This is a genomic window from Dactylosporangium sp. NPDC050688 (assembly GCF_040654515.1).
GTDB lineage: Bacteria > Actinomycetota > Actinomycetes > Mycobacteriales > Micromonosporaceae > Dactylosporangium.
The window spans coordinates 1-16,659 of the sequence record NZ_JBFAIC010000029.1 but is presented as its reverse complement, the minus strand read 5'-3'; the positions used below and the strand labels follow the sequence as shown (position 1 = coordinate 16,659).

Below are 16,659 nucleotides of genomic sequence, written 5' to 3'. Positions count from 1 at the left end.
CAACCGTACCCCTCGGGTTAGTCCGAGCAGTTGCCTTTGCGTTTACCCGTAGTTTCGCGCATTATTGTGCACACATCTCGCACCGTACGCGCAGGGGAGGGGCCCGTGGACCGCTATGCGCGCTGGAACGCGCTCCTCGAGATCCTGACCGACAGCGGCCGGATCAGCGTCGAGGACGCGGCCGCGCGGCTCGACGTCTCGCAGGCCACGATCCGCCGCGACTTCGACCAGCTCGCGCAGCAGCAGATGATCACGCGTACCCGTGGCGGGGCGGTCGCCAACGGCGTCTCCTACGACCTGCCACTGCGGTACAAGACTGCGAAGCACGCGCCCGAGAAGCAGCGCATCGGCGCCGCCGCGGCCGCGCTGGTCTCCCCGGGGATGGTCGTCGCCCTCAACGGCGGCACGACGACCACCGAGGTCGCCCGCGCGCTCGCCGTGCGCCCCGAGCTGACCGGCGGCGTCGACGACGCCCAGCTCACCGTGGTCACCAACGCGCTCAACATCGCCAACGAGCTGCTCGTGCGCTCCCGCATGAAGATCGTCGTGACCGGCGGCGTGGTCCGCCCGCAGTCCTTCGAGCTGGTCGGCCCGCTCGGCGGCAACATCCTGCGCGACGTCACCCTCGACATCGCCCTGCTCGGCGTCGACGCGCTCGACGTCACCCTCGGTGCGGCCGCCCACCACGAGGGCGAGGCGGCGATGAACAGCCTCATGGTCGCCCGCGCCCGCCGGGTCGTCATCATCGCCGACAGCTCGAAGCTCGGCGGCCACGCGTTCGCCCGGATCTGCCCGATCGACCGCATCGACACCCTGGTCACCGACTTCAACGCCACCCCCGAGACGCTGGCCGCCTTCACCGCCGCCGGCGTCAAGATCGTGACCGCGTAGCCCGTCGCGGGTGCGGGCGATCACCGGCGCACGCCGGTAGGCTGGGCCGACCCTAGGAGCCTTTGGGAGCGACGATGAAGCGCGACGACCTCGCCGCCGCTCGTGTCCCGGCGCAGCCGTCGACCCACGACGCCGACGACTTCCTGGACACCGACCTCGACGCCGATTTCGATGCCGATCTGGACGCCGATTCGGACGCCGCCGGGGACGACGTGCTCGACGTCGCCGCGGCCGAGGAGCCGCCAGAACTCGACGAGCGCGGCAAGCGGATCCTGGACTTCGAGCGGCAGTGGTGGCGCCGGGCCGGCTCCAAGGAGCAGGCGATCCACGACACGTTCAGCCTGTCGGCGACCCGCTACTACCAGCTGCTCAACGCCCTGCTCGACGACCCCCTCGCCCTGGCGCACGAGCCGGTCGTCGTCCAGCGCCTGCGCCGCCTGCGCGCCTCCCGCTCCCGCCGCCGCTGACCGGGGCGGGTGGATCCGCTCCACGGCACCGCTGAGGGGTCAGCCGCGGGCCTGTTGCTGCTCGGCGTACGCGGCGAGCCAGGCCACCTGGGCCGGGTCCAGCGATGGGCGGACCCGCTCGCGGGCCAGGGCCACGTGCGCGGCGGTGACCTCGGTGGCCTCCAGGGACTCCCGCATGGCGGCCAGGGCCGACTCCCGGATCAGCGCGGCGCAGTCCGCGGCGGAGAAGCCGTCCAGGGACGCGGCCAGCGACGGCAGGTCGACGTCGGCGGCGAGGGGGACCGGCTTCGAGGCGGCGCGCAGGATCTCGGCGCGGGCGTCGGTGTCCGGGGGCGGGACGAAGACGAGGCGCTCCAGGCGGCCGGGGCGCAGCAGCGCCGGGTCGACCAGGTCGGGGCGGTTGGTGGCGCCGATGACCACGACGTTGCGCAGGGACTCGACGCCGTCGAGCTCGGTGAGCAGGGCGGCCACGACGCGGTCGGTGGTGCCGCCGTCGGTCGACTGGCCGCGGGTCGGGGCGAGGGCGTCGACCTCGTCGAGGAAGACCAGCGTGGGCGCGGCCTCCCGGGCGCGGCGGAACAGCTCGCGCACGGCGCGCTCGCTCTCACCGACCCATTTGGACAGCAGCTCGGCGCCCTTGACCGACAGCACGTTGGCCTTGCCGGTGCCGGCGATCGCCTTGACCAGGAAGGTCTTGCCGCAGCCGGGCGGGCCGTACAGCAGGACGCCACGCGGCGGCTCGACGCCGAGGCGGGAGAACGCGTCGGGGTACGACAGCGGCCACAGCACCGACTCGGTCAGCGTCTGCTTGACCTCGGCCATGTCGCCGACGTCGTCGAGGGTGACCTTGGCCAGCTCGAGCGACGACTCCGCCATCGACGTGGGGCGCACGACCTCCAGCGCGGCGTCGAAGTCGGCCATCAGGACGACCGGCGGCTCGCCTTCGCGACGGTGGCGCAGCGCTGCCCGTACACCTGCCTCACGGGACAACGCGGCGAGGTCCGCGGCGACGAAGCCGGGGGTGCGGGCCGCCACGTCGTCGAGCCGGACGTGCTCGTCCAGCGGCATGCCGCGGGTCAGGACGGTGAGCTGCTCGCGGCGCAGGGCGGCGTCGGGCAGCGGGACCGCGATCTCGTGCGCGAGCAGGCCGGGGGAGTGCAGCGTGGGGTCGACGGACTCGGGGCGGCTGGTGGTGCACACGACCGCCGCGCCGTCGCGGATCAGCTCGCCGATCAGCTGGCGGAACACGGTCGACAGCGGGCCCGGCTGGTCGCGCGGGGCGAGCGCGTCGACGTCGGCGACCAGCAGGATCGCCGGCCCGGGGGCGCGCACCTGGCCGGCCGCCTGGCGCAGCCGGCCGGCCGCGTCGTTGTTGGTGAGCGCCGCGAGCTCCGGCGCCCACAGCGGCACGACCCGCGCCTTGACGCTCCCGGCGACGGCGTGCACGAGGTCGGACTTGCCGGAGCCGGCCGGGCCCGTCACCAGGACGCCCAGCGACACCGTCGTGCCGAGCCTGGCGAGCACCTCGCGGTGGTGGAAGCCGAGGTCGAGCAGCTCGGTCAGCTGCTCGACCTGGGCGCGCAGGCCGGGGAGGTCCTCGAGCTGCACGGCGGCGACCGGCGCCGGGCCGTCCGGCGAGCCGTGGGCGGTGAGCACGCTGCCCGGGGCGTGGGTGGTGTGGCCGTGCCGCCAGCCGACGGCGGTGTCCATCGTGACCAGCGCGCCCGGGCCCGGGTCGGCGGCGGCGACGGTGAGCAGGGCGCTGGTCCACCCATAGCCGACGGTGTTGGACAGGCTGCGCCGGGCCGCCTCGAACACGCCGGGATCCAGCGACGTGAGCGACACGTCCTGCGGCAGCAGCGACACGTTGTCCCCGACGGTGACGACCTTGCCGAGCAGGGCCAGCCGCAGCATCTCCGGCGACACGACCGCGGCGATCTGCGCCGGCCCGGTCAGGGTCACCGACGCCGCCGCGCGCAGGGGCGCCGCCGCGACCGTGACCTGGCCGCCGTCGCGCAGGCCCAGGTTGCCCAGCAGGAGATCGTCGGCATACAGCAGGGCGCGGCTGGCGCCGGCCTCGGCGGGCGCGGCGATCCCCGCCGACTCGCGCCGGCCGGTGAGCGCGATCGGGTCCCCGGTGCGCAGCCCCAGCGCGGCCAGCACCTCCGGGTGCAGCCGGACCACGCCGCGGCGGGCGTCCAGCGCCGCCGGGCGCAGGCTGGCGGTGAGCGTCAAGGTCGCGGCCACGCAGCGAGCGTATCTCCCGGCCGCTTGCTGAGAGGGCGCTGAGGAATTCGCCAACGCGCAACATCGGTTGCGTACGTTTGGCCGATGCGTCTCTTACCGCGTCTCAACCGGCGCAGGATGATCACCGGGTCGGTGGTCGCCCTGGTGCTGGCCGGCCTGGTCGGCTGGGCGGTTGTCCCCTCGCCCGCGAAGTACCGCACCGAGGAGCAGCGCATCACGGTGCGCACCGGCCCCGGCGACGCGACCGAGGTGACCCTCGACACGACGCTGTACCTGCCGAAGACGAGCGGCAGGAAGCCAGCGATCCTGCTCGCGCACGGCTTCGGCGGCACCAAGCAGAGCGTGCGGTCCGACGCGCAGGACTTCGCCGAGCTCGGCTACGCGGTGCTCACCTGGACCGCGCAGGGCTTCGGCCGCTCCACCGGCGAGATCCACCTGGACAGCCCCGACTGGGAGGTCAAGGACGCCCAGCGGCTGCTGGACTGGCTCGCCGCCCGGCCCGACATCCAGACCGACGCGTCCGGCGACCCGCGCGTCGCCGCGGTCGGCGGCTCCTACGGCGGCGCGCTGGCCCTGCTGCTGGCCGCGCAGGACCGGCGGGTCGACGCGATCGTGCCGATGATCACCTGGAACGATCTGTCCCGCGCCTTCCTGCCCGAGGCCAGCGGCCAGGATCCGGCCGGCGGCGTGTTCAAGAAGCAGTGGGCCGGCCTGTTCTTCGGCTCCGGCAGCGCCGACCCCATCACCGACGCGCTCACCGGCGGCGGCGCGGCCGCGCCGCAGCGGACCCCGACCGGCGACGCCCAGTGCGGGCGCTTCGCCCGGGACGTCTGCGAGGCGTACCTCGGCATCGCCACCACCGGCAAGGCCGACGAGGCCGCGCTCGCCCTGCTGCGCCGCTCCAGCCCGGCCCCGGTCCTGGACCGGATCAAGGCACCGACGCTGCTGATCCAGGGTCAGGTCGACACCCTGTTCCCGCTCAGCGAGGGTGACGCCAACGCCCGCGGCATCGCCGCCGCCGGCACCCCGGTGCGGGTCGCCTGGTTCACCGGCGGGCACGACGGCGGCAGCGGCCCGCAGTCCGAGGTCGACCGGCTGCGGTTCCTGACCGCGCAGTGGCTCGACCACTACGTCAAGGGCAACGGCAAGGCGCCGGAGAACAGCTTCACCTACTCGCGGGTGTCCGGCCTGAACGCGCGGGGCCGGGGGCTGGTCACCGCGGCGTCGTCGCTGGACGCGTACCCGGGCCTGGCCGGCACCTCCAACGCGAGCATCGCGCTCACCGGCGGCCCTCAGGACATCGCCAACCCGCCCAACGGCAACCCGGCCGCGATCTCCTCGCTGCCGATCGCCAACGTCGCGAGCCTGCTGGGCACCGGCGTCTCCGCCGAGATCCGCGGCCAGCACGCCGATTACACGTCCGAGCCGCTGCCCGCGACGCTGGACGTGGCGGGCGCGCCGGTCGTGCGCATCCGGGCCGCGTCGCCGACCGGCGAGGCGGTGCTCTTCGTCAAGCTGTACGACGTGCCGGCGAAGGGCGCCGCCTCGATCCCCGACGGGCTGATCGCGCCGGTGCGGCTGACCGGGCTGCCCAAGAGCATCGCCGACGCGCAGCCGGTGACCGTGACGCTGCCCGCCGTCGTGCACCGCTTCGAGGCGGGTAGCCGGGTGCGCATCACGGTCGCCTCCGCCGACAGCGCGTTCGCCTCCCCGCCGGACCCGGTCGTCTACCAGGTCGCCGTCGACGGGGCGGTGAGCCTGCCCGACGTGGCCGGCACGCCGTTGGCGAATCCCGATGTGATCTGGCGGTACGTCCTCGCCGGGCTGGTCGCGCTCATCCTGGTCGGGCTGGTCGCCGCGGTCCTGATCGCCCGCGGCCGGGTCAGGCGCATCGAGCGCCGCATCGACCCCGACCACGCCGACACGCCGCTGGTCGTGCGGGGGCTGCGCAAGACGTATGGGGACTTCGTCGCCGTCGCGAAGGTCGACTTCACCGTCCAGCGTGGACAGGTCGTCGGCCTGCTCGGCCCGAACGGCGCCGGCAAGACCACGTCGCTGCGGGTCCTGATGGGGCTGACCAGGCCCACCGAGGGCGAGATCCTCGTCTTCGGCCACCAGCTCCTGCCGGGCGCCCCGGTGCTGTCCAGGGTCGGCGCCCTTGTCGAGGGGCCGGGCTTCCTGCCGCACCTCACCGGTCTGCAGAATCTCCGTCTGTACTGGGCCGCGACCGGCCGCCCGGAGCAGGACGCGCACTTCGACGAGGCGTTCGAGATCGCCGGTCTCGGCACCGCGGTCAACCGGCGGGTGAAGACGTACAGCCACGGCATGCGCCAGCGCCTCGCCATCGCCCAGGCCATGCTCGGCCTGCCCGAGCTGCTCGTCCTGGACGAGCCCACCGACGGGCTCGACCCGCCGCAGATCGCCGAGATGCGCAAGGTGCTGCGCCGGTACGCGACCGGCGGCCGGGCCGTGCTCGTCTCCAGCCACCTGCTCGCCGAGGTGGAGCAGACCTGCACCGACGTCGTCGTGATGCACAAGGGCGAGGTCGTGGCGGCCGGCAAGGTGGACGACATCGTGGGCGACTCGCCGACCGTGCAGCTCGACGTGTCCGATGTGGACGCCGCCGAGAAGGTCCTCGACGAGCTCGACGGGATCCGCTCGGTCGCCTGGTCCGGCGGCAACGGCCTGGTCGTCGACATCGACGGCACGCCCAGGTCGGAGGTCATCGCCGCGCTCGTGCGCGCCGGCGTCGGCATCGACCGGGTCACGCCGCGGCGGCGGCTCGAAGACGCGTTCCTGTCGCTGGTCGGCGGCGACACCAAGGCCAGCGGGGAGCGGTCATGACATCTTCTTCTGCGGTCGACGTCGTCGGCGGGGCGCCGGGCTACCGGCCGGGCGCCACCCTCTCGCTGTGGACGGAGATCCGCCGCCAGGCGGCCCGCCGCCGCACCCAGATGGCGCTGGGCTTCATGGTCCTGCTGCCCCTGATCATCCTGATCGCCTTCCAGCTCGACAACGGCGGTGACGACGACGAGGGTGGTGGCGGCGAGTTCTCCCGCCTCGCCGACCTGGCCACGGCCGGCGGCGCCAACTTCACCCTCTTCACCCTGCTGGTCTCCTCGGGCTTCCTGCTGGTGGTCGTCGTCGCCCTCTTCTGCGGCGACACCGTGGCCAGCGAGGCGTCCTGGGGCAGCCTGCGGTACCTGCTGGCGATGCCGGTGCCGCGGGCCAGGCTGCTCGGCGTCAAGGTGACCGCGGCGCTGCTGTACTGCCTGCTCGCCATGCTGATCCTCGTCGGCACCGCGCTGCTCGCGGGCACGCTGCGCTACGGCTGGGCCCCGCTCAACGCCCCGATCGGCGGGGAGATCGCGGCCGGCACCAGCGTCGTGCGGCTGCTGGAGATCGTCGGCTACCTGTGCGTCTCGCTGCTGGTCGTCGCCTCGCTGGCCTTCCTGCTGTCGGTGTCCACCGACGCCCCGCTCGGCGCCGTCGGCGGCGCGGTCCTGCTGCAGATCCTGTCCAACATCCTCGACCAGATCACCGCGCTCGGCACGATCCGCAACTTCCTGCCGACCCACTACGGCGACGCCTGGCTCGGCCTGCTGTCCACCCCGCTGCAGACCGACGACATCGTCAAGGGCTGCATCTCCTCCCTCGCGTACGCGACGATCTTCTTCTCCCTCGCGTGGTGGCGCTTCTTGCGAAAAGACGTGGTGAGCTGAACGCGTTTCGCGTACTGGCCGGTAGGGTGCATGTGCATGCGAACCTCGGCGCTTCGCGGCGCTTGGCTGCTCGTGCTCGGCCTGGTTGGGCTGTCCGGCACCCTCTACTACGACCAGGCCAACCTGGCCGGCTGGACCAGCTACCCGCCCTCGTCCAACGCGATGAACGGCCCCGCCCAGGCCCTCACCGCGCAGATCTTCACCCTGATCGGCGCGGCCGCGGCGGCCGCCGCCGCCGTCCTGGTCGCCGTGTGCGCGCTGCTGTTCGCCACCGGCCGCACCTTCGGCCACTGGGCGCTGCGGCTGACGGCCGTGCTGACGTTCGTGCTGCTGGCCCTGGTCGCGATGGTGGTCGTGGTCGGGTCCCTGACGGGCGAGCCCCCGGCCGCGCTGATCGACACCCCGGTCTGGCTGCTGCTGACGGAGTGGGCCGCGGTGGCGACCGCCCTGCTCGGCGCCGGCATCACGACCTCGACGCTGTGGCAGTTCGCCGACGCCGAGGCGCTGGCCTGACGCGCCGGACGGGTTGACCTTGGACACTTTTGCCGGTGCTGACCGGTCAAAGTGTCCAAGGTCAAACTGGCCCCTCGCCCGGCCCGCCGTTTTCGCGGCCGGCAGGTCGCGTCGCGGCCGTCCACGGCCGCGGCTCTTCGCGGCCGTCAGGTCGCGTCCGCGCGACTGCACGCGGAGGTGGCAGGGAGGCCGTTCACGGCCGACCGGTGGCTGACGGGAGCGGCGGACCTTGCCCACGACGGACCTGAGCAGGAAAAGGACGGACCGTCGTCACGGGGAGCGGTACTCCGGGACGGTCACCATCGGGGGACGGTCCGGGTGGGCGACGTCATGCTCCGCCGTGGTGACCGTGTCGTCGTGGCGGACGAACTGGGTGAGGGTCGGCCAGGTGGGCCGGTCGGGGAAGACGCGCGCGTGGATGGTGTGCAGGATGGTCGCGGCCATCCGGCCGAGGGCGGCGGTGTCCTGGTGGCCGTGGGTGCGCTGGCCGAGGTCGACCTGGGCGACCGCGTCGAGACCGGCGGCGCGGTACGTGTCGATGAGCAGGCCCGTCTCGACGCCGTAGCCGGCCGCGAAGGGCAGGGACTCCAGCAGCGAGCGGCGGGCGGCGTACTCGCCGGCGAGGGGCTGCACGACGCCGGCCAGTTCGGGGAAGTACGCGTTGAGCAGCGGGCGGGCGGCGAGCTCGGTGACCCGGCCGCCGCCGGCGGCGGAGACGTCGAGCAGCGGGCGGTCGTAGAAGGCCTTCACCATCAGGGTGGCCGGGTCCTCCAGCAGCGGGCCGAGCAGGCCGGTGACGAAGTGCGGGCGGAAGTCGGTGAGGTCGGCGTCGACGTAGACGAGGATGTCGCCGGTGGTGACGGCGAGGGCCTTCCAGAGCACCTCGCCCTTGCCGGGGCGGGAGCCGGTGCCGGGCAGGATGTCGTCGCGGTGGTGGACGGTGGCGCCGGCGCGGCGGGCGACCTCGGCGGTGCGGTCGACCGAGCCGGAGTCGACCACGACCACCTCGTCGACGAGGGGGATCAGGGTGCGCACGCCGGTGACGATCTCGGCGACGGTCGGCTCCTCGTCCAGGGCGGGCAGCACGACGCTGACGCGGGTGTCGCCCTTGCGGCGGCGCAGGTCGGCGAGGGACCAGTCGTGCCAGGTGGAGGTACGTTTGGCGAACCAGGCCGCCGCGTCGGGGTGCATGAGTGAACGGTAGCCATGCCCATCCCGTGAGATGACTCATACAACGGAGGCGGTGTCGCCCCTTACACTGAGAAACGAAACAGGCACGACACAACTGAATACCTCATCCAGAGGGGCAGAGGGACACGGCCCGATGAAGCCCCGGCAACCCCTGCGACGACGTCTCGACGACGAGGCCGATCGCGGTAGGTGCCAAATCCGTCCCGGTGCGCAAGGCCATGCACCTGGGGAAGATGAGAGGAAGGCCTCCATGACCTCGACGCTCAGCGTCTTCACCGACTCTCCCGCCCGCCACCTGGTCTGTCGTGGCTGCGGCGCCCAGTTCCCGCTCGCCGCCCAGCACGCCTGTTATGAGTGCTTCGGGCCGCTCGAGGTGGGCTACGACGCCGAGGCGCTCGCCCGGGTCACCCGCGAGCAGATCGAGGCGGGTCCGCAGAACATCTGGCGCTACGCGCCGCTGCTGCCGGTCGGCACCGACCCCGCCAGCCGCGTCACCCTCGACCCGGGGCTGACCCCGCTGGTCAAGGCCGATCTGCTGGCCAAGGAGCTCGGCATCACCGGGCCGCTGTGGGTGAAGGACGACTCGGCAAACCCGACCCACTCGTTCAAGGACCGGGTCGTCTCGGTGGCGCTGACCGCGGCCAAGGCGCTCGGGTTCACCCGGTATTCCTGCGCCTCCACCGGCAACCTGGCCAACTCGGTCGCCGCGCACGCCGCGCGCGCCGGGGTGCCCTCGACCGTGTTCATCCCGGGTGACCTGGAGCCGGGCAAGGTCGTGATGAGCGCCGTCTACGGCGGCAACGTCGTCGCGATCGACGGGTCCTACGACGACGTCAACCGGCTGTGCTCAGAGCTGACGGAGACCGACGAGTTCGAGGACACCGCGTTCGTCAACGTCAACGTCCGGCCGTTCTACGCCGAGGGGTCCAAGACCCTCGGGTACGAGGTTGCCGAGCAGCTCGGCTGGCGGATCCCGGCGCAGGTCGTCATCCCGATGGCCAGCGGTGAGCTGCTCACCAAGGTCGACAAGGCGTTCAGCGAACTGGTCGAGATCGGGCTCGTGCCCGACACGGAGTGGACGGTGTACGGGGCACAGTCCGCGGGCTGCAACCCGATCGCGGTCGCGCTGCACAAGGGCACCGACGAGATCGTCCCGGTCAAGCCGACCGGCATCGCCAAGTCGCTCAACATCGGCGACCCGGCCGCGGGGGTCTACGCGCTGGAGTCGGTGCGGCGCACCGGCGGCTGGATGGAGTATGTCGACGACGACGAGATCCGCGCCGGCATCGAGCTGCTCGCCCGCACCACCGGCGTGTTCGCCGAGACCGCCGGCGGGGTCACCACCGCGGTGCTCAAGAAGCTGGTGGAATCCGGCAGGCTCGACCCGTCGAAGGAGACCGTCGTCTTCAACACCGGCGACGGGCTCAAGACCCTCGACGCCGTCGCCGGCTCGGTCGGCCCGACGCACCGGGTGAAGCCGTCGCTGAAGTCGGTGCGCGAGGCCGGGCTGTTGAGCTGATGGCTGATTTTTTCGCGCAACCGGTCGACGCCCGTGACGGACGGTGTCGATCCGGCTGCGTTTGAGAGAGCGCTTCCACGCTCGGACGAGGGCTGACTCATCCGATCGTCGGAGGTGGCCGGCACACAGCGTGATTGCGGTCGAGCCGAGCGTCTCGAAGCCACCCGCCGAGGGACTTGACGACCTGGGGACCGCGCGCCAGGATGCTCGGTGCGGGAGGACGTGTCGCCGCGAGGTCCGGACCCTGGTCCAGGCCCGCGACCACAGCACCGGAGGTGCTGGCGAGCGTCCTCTCGACCAATTTCCGGGCCGGGCACAAGCCGGTGCCCGTCGACCGGCCCATCGAGCCGAATATGTGTTGTCCGTCGATGTCCACCTGCGCCACCCTGGCGGACATGACCGATGACCTGAGGATCGTCGAGCTGGACGCCGATGACCCGGCGGCAGTCGACGCGGCCTACCTGATCGGCAACGAGGCGATCGCGGCCGACCTGCCCGACCTCCCGCCGGTGTGCCGCTACGAGCACGACGTCCGGGTCCGCCTGCCGATGCCGGGCGCGGACCGGCACACGTTCCTGGCGTACCGCGGCGCGGAGCCGGTCGGCATGGTCCACGCCGACCTGCCGGTCTACGACAACCTGGACAAGGCGATCCTGGACGTGCTGGTGCTCAAGCAGCACCGCCGCCAGGGCGTCGGCCGCGCGCTGTACCGCCACGCCGTCGACTTCGGCCTGGCCCGCGGTCGCACCTCGGTGCTGGGCTTCAGCGTGATCACCGACCGCGACGGCGGGCCGATCGGCTCGTCGGCGCCGTTCGCCGCCGCCCTCGGCCAGGAGAACAAGCTGCTCGACGTGCGCCGCCGGCTCGACCTGTCGACCGCCGACGACGCGGAGCTGGAGCGGCTGCTCGCCGAGAGCTGGCCGAAGGCGGCCGGCTACTCCACCGTCCAATGGGGAAACCGGCCGCCGGAGGAGCTGATCGAGGACCTGGCCCAGCTGGACAGCTCCTTCCTCGACGAGACGCCGAACGGTGACCTGGACTACGAGCCGGAGAAGGTCGACGCCGACCGGCTGCGCCGCTTGTCGGAGGTCCGCATGCGGTACGGCTCGCGGCGGTACGAGACGGGCATCATCCACGACGCGACCGGCCGGCTCGTCGCGTGGACGGCGATGCGGGTCGCCAGGACCATCGACTGGCACGCCTGGCAGCTGATCACGCTGGTGCACCCCGAGCACCGCGGTCACCGCCTCGGCATGATCGTCAAGGTGGTCAACCTGCGGACCCTGCGCGCGCAGGAGCCGGCGGTCCGCATGATCGACACGTTCAACGCCGAGGTCAACGCGCACATGATCGCGATCAACGAGGCGATGGGGTTCCGCGCGGTGGACCGCTGGGCGAACTGGCAGGCCTCAGTCGCGTGAGCGGTCCTCGTACATGGCGAGGAAGATCGAATAGGGCCGGCCCTGGGTGCGGTCGCGGTGGGCGTACTCGTCCAGCAGCGCCTGGAACCGGTCCTGCAGCTCCTGCCACTCCTGCGGGGTGAGCCGCAGGCCGAGGCGGGCGAAGTTGACCGTCTCGGCCTGGTCCTCCAGCAGCGCGAACTCCTGCTGGAACGCCTCCAGCATCGCCTGGTTGGTGCCCGCGCCGTGCTCGCCGACGCTGAGCTGCCACGACTTGCCCGTCGCCAGGTAGGGCACCTCGCGGGCGCCGCGCGGCCCGCGCCGCTCCTCCTGCGGCACGAGGAACCCGGTCGCGACCAGCGTGCGCACGTGATGCAGGACGGTGGCCGGGTTGGCGCCGAGCCGCTCGGCGATCTCCTTGTTGGTCAGCGCCCGGTCCAGGCAGAGCCGGATGATGCGCAGGCGGACGCCGGAGGCGAGTGCCTTGGCCTCCGCGTCGGTAGCTGGTCGCCGCATCGTCCGATTGTATTGATTGACTTTTCCCAATCACTCGGCGACAGTGGTTGCGTGGAAATCGGCCTGCTTCGCGATCGCGACTTCAGGCTGCTGTTCACCGCCGACACCATCAGCCAGGTGGGCACCCAGGTCACCCTGCTGGCGCTGCCGCTGGTCGCGGTGCTCACCCTGGACGCGACCGCGCTGGAGGTCGGTGTCCTCGCCGCCTGCGAGACCGCCGCGTTCTTGCTCGTCGGGCTGCCCGCCGGCGCGCTGGTCGACCGGCTCCGGCGGCGCGAGACGATGATCGTGGCCGACGTCGTGCGGGCCGTCGTGCTGGCGTCGGTGCCGCTGGCCTGGTGGACCGGCACGCTGCAGATGCCGCAGCTGTATGTCGTGGGCCTGCTCTGCGGCGTGTGCACGGTGTTCTTCGACGTGGCGTACCAGAGCTACCTGCCGTTCCTGGTCGGCAAGGAGCACCTGGTCGAGGGCAACGCGCGGCTGGAGATGGTCCGCTCCACCTCCCAGATCGGCGGCCCGACCGTCGCCGGTGGTCTGGTCAAGCTGCTCGGCGGGCCGATCGCGATCGCCACCGACGCGGCCAGCTATCTCGTCTCGGCGCTGTTCCTCTGGCGGATCCGCAGGTTCGAGGAGCGGCCGGCCCGCAAGAGCGACGCCCATCTCGGCCGCGAGATCATGGCGGGCCTCCGGTTCGTGCTGGGCAACCCGTTGCTGCGGGCGATCTCGATGTGTACCGGCACCGGCAACTTCTTCGGCGCTATCTTCAACGCGATGCTGATCGTGTACCTGGCCCGCGACCTGGCCCTGTCGCCGGCGCTGATCGGCCTGTACTTCAGCGTCACCGGCCTCGGCGCGCTGGCCGGCGCGTTCCTCGTCGGGCCGTTCGTGCGCTGGTTCGGCCAGGGGCCGGCGATGTGGATCGCGATGCTCGTCGCGTCGCTCGGCGAGCTGCTCGTGCCGTTCGCGCGGGCCGACTGGCGGCTGTGGCTGGCCGCGTCCGGCGGCATCCTGTTCGGCATCGGGGTCGTGGTGTACAACGTGACCCAGGTGAGCTTCCGGCAGACGATCACCCCTGACGAGCTGCTCGGCCGCATGAACGCAACGATGCGGTTCATCGTCTGGGGCACGATGCCGCTGGGCGGGCTCGCCGGCGGGCTGCTCGGCGCCACCATCGGCGTTCACCCGACGATCTGGGTGGCCTGCACCGGAATGCTGATATCCGTGGTGCCGCTCCTTCTGTCACCCTTGCGGAAGCTCCGCGAGTTGACGTCCGCACCTTCCGCGGGCACGGAAGCAGTGCGGAAGTAGGCCGATCTTGCGGTTGTGCAGCGGTTGCGTGGTTCCAGTCGCGGCTTCCAAGCGCAACCGCAAGATCGGCGCTTCCCAAATGGCAGGATGGCGGGCATGGAGCACCCACACCCCATGTTCACCACCCACACCGACACCCTCGAGCGGGCGCTGACCGCGATCGCCGAGCGGGCGTACTGGTCGGCGTACCCGGAGTCGCCCAGCCCCCGCATCTACGGCGAGCACGCCGCGGCCGACGGCGAGGCCGCCTTCCGCGCGTACCTGGCCAACGACTTCCCGCTCGCGGACCAGCCGGCGATCACCGGCTGGGTCGCCACGGAGACCTCGCCCTTCGGGATCCCGCTCGAGGTCCGGTACCCGCACGCCGACGTCGACGGGCTGCTCGCCGCCGCCGCGGCCGGGATGCCGGCCTGGCGTGACGCCGGGCCGCAGACCCGGGCCGGGGTCTGCCTGGAGATCCTCGCGCGGCTGCACGCCGCCGCGTTCGAGCTGGCCAACGCCGTGCACGCGACCACCGGCCAGGCCTTCGTCATGGCGTTCCAGGCCGGCGCGCCGCACGCCTTCGACCGGGCGCTGGAGGCGATCGCGTACGCGTACCGCGAGATGACCCGCACCCCGGCGACCGCCACCTGGGAGAAGCCGGCCGGCAAGGGCGAGCCGCTGCGGATGCGCAAGACCTTCCACGTCGTGCCCCGCGGCGTCGCCCTGGTGATCGGGTGCAACACGTTCCCGACCTGGAACTCCTACCCGGGCCTGTTCGCGTCCCTGGTCACCGGCAACCCCGTCGTGGTCAAGCCGCACCCGGGCGCCGTGCTGCCGCTCGCGATCACCGTGAAGGTCGCCCGCGAGACGCTCGCCGACGCGGGCTTCGACCCCGATCTGGTGCTTCTGGCGCCCGAGGCCCCGGGTGAGGGGCTGGCCAAGGTCCTCGCGCTGCGGCCCGAGGTGCGGATCATCGACTTCACCGGCTCGACCGAGTTCGGCGACTGGCTGGAGGACCACGCCCGCCAGGCCGTCGTCCACACCGAGAAGGCCGGCGTCAACACGATCGTGGTCGACTCGACCGGCGATTTCGCCGGGATGTGCCGCAACATCGGCTTCTCGCTGCTGCTGTACTCCGGGCAGATGTGCACGACGCCGCAGAACGTGCTGGTGCCCTCGGGCGGCATCGCCACCGACGACGGGCCCAAGAGCTTCGACGACGTCGGCGCCGGGATCGCCGGCGCGGTCGCCGCGCTGACCCGCGATCCGGCCCGCGGCGTGGAGCTTTCCGGCGCCATCGTCAATGAAGGCGTGCTGCGCCGGTTGGAGAAAGCCCGCACCCTCGGCACGGTGCTGCTCGAATCGTCTGACGTTACGCATCCGGTATATCAGAACGCGACCGTCCGCACGCCACTCATCGTGCGGCTGGACGCCGATGCGGTGGACGCCTATGGCACCGAGTGGTTCGGTCCTATTTCCTTCGTTGTCGCCACCGATTCGACCGCGGACAGTTTGCGGATCTTCGCCGACACGGTGGGTAAGAAGGGCGCATTGACCGCTTCGGTGTATTCGACGTCTGACGATGTCCTGGACGCCATGGAAGGCGCCGCCCTCCAAGCCGGTGTTCATTTGTCAGTCAACCTTACCGGCGGCGTCTTCGTGAACCAGTCGGCCGCCTTTTCCGACTTCCACGCCAGCGGCGCCAATCCCGCCGCCAATGCCGCGCTCACGGACGGTGCATACGTGGCCAGTCGCTTCCGCGTTGTGCAGTCGCGCAGGCACGCCTAGTCGCGGTCGCGCCGGCGCCTTGTCGGGGCGTTGTCGGGGCTTAGTCGACTGGCGATGTTTGCGCCGGCAAGAACTGTCCCGCAAAGGTCCCATCGGGAACCTTTTGCGTACGCATGATTCGTGACCTTGCTGTCCGATTTGGGGGCTGTCGGGCCTCGGGTTATCTCGTGTACCGTCCGTTTCGGTCGTCGATCCTCGCGCCGGTGCCACCCCATGGTCCGGCGTGGCCGGCCGAGGACCTCAAGGCTGGTCCCCACAGCCAGCCGGAGTGACGAAGAGGGACCGAAGTAGAGGAAGTGCACCGTGGCACAGGGCACCGTGAAGTGGTTCAACAGCGAAAAGGGCTATGGCTTCATCGCGGTCGACGGGGGGCAGGACGTCTTCGTCCACTTCTCCGCGATCGAGATGGATGGCTACAAATCGCTGGAAGACGGACAGCGTGTCGAGTTCGAGATCGCGCAGGGTCAGAAGGGCCCGCAGGCGGAGAAGGTCCGTCAGATCTGACATCGTCTGGAACCACCCCGCCGGGGCACCGTCCTCATTGATGAGGAACGGTGCCCTGCGTCTGTTTGGGCGTTGTTCGTACCATTGATGCCTGGTTTGTAGGCGTCTGGACGGCTTCGACCACCCGTGCCGTCACCTCCGGTTTGCTTGCACTCGCACGGTCAGAGTGCTAAACAGGAGTTGGCACTCGCAACAGGTGAGTGCCAACGGTCGGGGCGGTGCAGCGCCTGGGTGCGAGAGCGTCCGGGGGCTGGTCGTCGCGGGCTCATCCGGCCCGACCACCGAGGATCCGTTGGGTCCTTGAAGGTGCGAAAGCAGGCGGTGAGCCGCCGGCCCCACGTGGGTCGAGGCGTAACCGGAGTGTCCAGGAGGACAACGCCGAATGGCCAAGATTATCGCGTTCGACGAGGAAGCGCGCCGCGGCCTCGAGCGGGGCATGAACACCCTCGCCGACGCCGTCAAGGTGACGCTGGGCCCGAAGGGCCGCAACGTCGTCCTCGAGAAGAAGTGGGGCGCGCCCACCATCACCAACGATGGTGTGAGCATCGCCAAGGAGATCGAGCTCGAGGACCCCTACGAGAAGATCGGCGCCGAGCTGGTCAAGGAGGTCG

At 71.5% G+C, this 16,659-nt stretch carries 14 protein-coding genes and 1 riboswitch; of the genes, 11 read left to right on the top strand and 3 right to left on the bottom strand.

Translation table 11 applies throughout. The features are described 5' to 3' along the window. The first annotated feature begins 105 nt into the window (after nt 1-105). The gene (locus AB0H83_RS25830; protein ID WP_360098700.1) at nt 106-891 is read left to right on the top strand and encodes a DeoR/GlpR family DNA-binding transcription regulator; all 786 of its coding nucleotides are present in this window, start codon (nt 106-108) and stop codon (nt 889-891) included. 74 nt (nt 892-965) lie between these two features. Next, a complete protein-coding gene (locus AB0H83_RS25825) occupies nt 966-1,358 on the top strand; it encodes a DUF3263 domain-containing protein (RefSeq protein WP_360098698.1) in 393 nt (130 codons plus the stop codon). 39 nt (nt 1,359-1,397) lie between these two features. Here the strand turns inward: AB0H83_RS25825 and AB0H83_RS25820 are convergent, their stop codons facing one another. Next, nucleotides 1,398-3,605: an AAA family ATPase gene (locus AB0H83_RS25820; RefSeq protein WP_360098696.1), complete on the bottom strand. Its 2,208-nt coding sequence runs from the start codon at nt 3,603-3,605 to the stop codon at nt 1,398-1,400. A gap of 84 nt (nt 3,606-3,689) precedes the next feature. Here AB0H83_RS25820 and AB0H83_RS25815 point away from each other — a divergent pair, with 84 nt between their 5' ends. From AB0H83_RS25815 to AB0H83_RS25805, 3 genes are read left to right on the top strand one after another with little or no spacing between them, the layout of a single operon-like run. Further along, complete coding sequence (locus AB0H83_RS25815; protein ID WP_360098694.1) at nt 3,690-6,449, top strand: alpha/beta fold hydrolase; 2,760 nt, start codon at nt 3,690-3,692, stop codon at nt 6,447-6,449. After that, nucleotides 6,446-7,327 (top strand): ABC transporter permease, encoded by an 882-nt coding sequence (locus tag AB0H83_RS25810; RefSeq protein ID WP_360098692.1) that lies wholly within the window; start codon nt 6,446-6,448, stop codon nt 7,325-7,327. The genes AB0H83_RS25815 and AB0H83_RS25810 overlap by 4 nt, the downstream gene beginning before the upstream one ends. A 36-nt stretch (nt 7,328-7,363) precedes the next feature. Beyond that, nucleotides 7,364-7,840: a hypothetical protein gene (locus tag AB0H83_RS25805; RefSeq protein ID WP_360098690.1), complete on the top strand. Its 477-nt coding sequence runs from the start codon at nt 7,364-7,366 to the stop codon at nt 7,838-7,840. A 270-nt stretch (nt 7,841-8,110) separates the two neighbouring features. On the opposite strand, the gene AB0H83_RS25800 is transcribed toward AB0H83_RS25805, so the two are convergent. Then, nucleotides 8,111-9,031, bottom strand: a complete 921-nt coding sequence (locus AB0H83_RS25800) for a glucosyl-3-phosphoglycerate synthase (RefSeq protein ID WP_360098688.1) — start codon at nt 9,029-9,031, stop codon at nt 8,111-8,113. 100 nt (nt 9,032-9,131) lie between these two features. After that, a riboswitch (SAM riboswitch) is annotated at nt 9,132-9,271 on the top strand. Nucleotides 9,272-9,281: 10 nt separating this feature from the next. On the opposite strand from AB0H83_RS25800, the gene thrC reads away from it, so the two are divergent. Then, entirely contained in the window at nt 9,282-10,550 is a 1,269-nt protein-coding gene (thrC, locus tag AB0H83_RS25795; RefSeq protein WP_360098686.1) for a threonine synthase, read from the top strand. A 395-nt stretch (nt 10,551-10,945) separates the two neighbouring features. Then, a complete protein-coding gene (locus AB0H83_RS25790; RefSeq protein ID WP_360098684.1) occupies nt 10,946-11,971 on the top strand; it encodes a GNAT family N-acetyltransferase in 1,026 nt (341 codons plus the stop codon). Here the strand turns inward: AB0H83_RS25790 and AB0H83_RS25785 are convergent. Continuing rightward, nucleotides 11,960-12,466, bottom strand: a complete 507-nt coding sequence (locus tag AB0H83_RS25785) for a winged helix-turn-helix domain-containing protein (RefSeq protein WP_360098682.1) — start codon at nt 12,464-12,466, stop codon at nt 11,960-11,962. The genes AB0H83_RS25790 and AB0H83_RS25785 overlap by 12 nt on opposite strands. Before the next feature lie 51 nt (nt 12,467-12,517). Here AB0H83_RS25785 and AB0H83_RS25780 point away from each other — a divergent pair, with 51 nt between their 5' ends. From AB0H83_RS25780 to AB0H83_RS25765, 4 genes are all read left to right on the top strand, one after another. Next, the gene (locus AB0H83_RS25780) at nt 12,518-13,774 is read left to right on the top strand and encodes an MFS transporter (protein ID WP_360098680.1); all 1,257 of its coding nucleotides are present in this window, start codon (nt 12,518-12,520) and stop codon (nt 13,772-13,774) included. A 96-nt stretch (nt 13,775-13,870) separates the two neighbouring features. Then, nucleotides 13,871-15,544, top strand: coding sequence for a phenylacetic acid degradation protein PaaN (gene paaN / locus AB0H83_RS25775; RefSeq protein ID WP_360098678.1), 1,674 nt, complete (start codon nt 13,871-13,873; stop codon nt 15,542-15,544). Nucleotides 15,545-15,847: 303 nt separating this feature from the next. Beyond that, on the top strand, nt 15,848-16,048 hold the full coding sequence (locus AB0H83_RS25770) for a cold-shock protein (RefSeq protein ID WP_360098676.1): 201 nt from the start codon (nt 15,848-15,850) through the stop codon (nt 16,046-16,048). 382 nt (nt 16,049-16,430) lie between these two features. Beyond that, the coding region (locus AB0H83_RS25765; protein ID WP_360098674.1) for a TCP-1/cpn60 chaperonin family protein at nt 16,431-16,659 on the top strand (229 nt) is incomplete at its 3' end.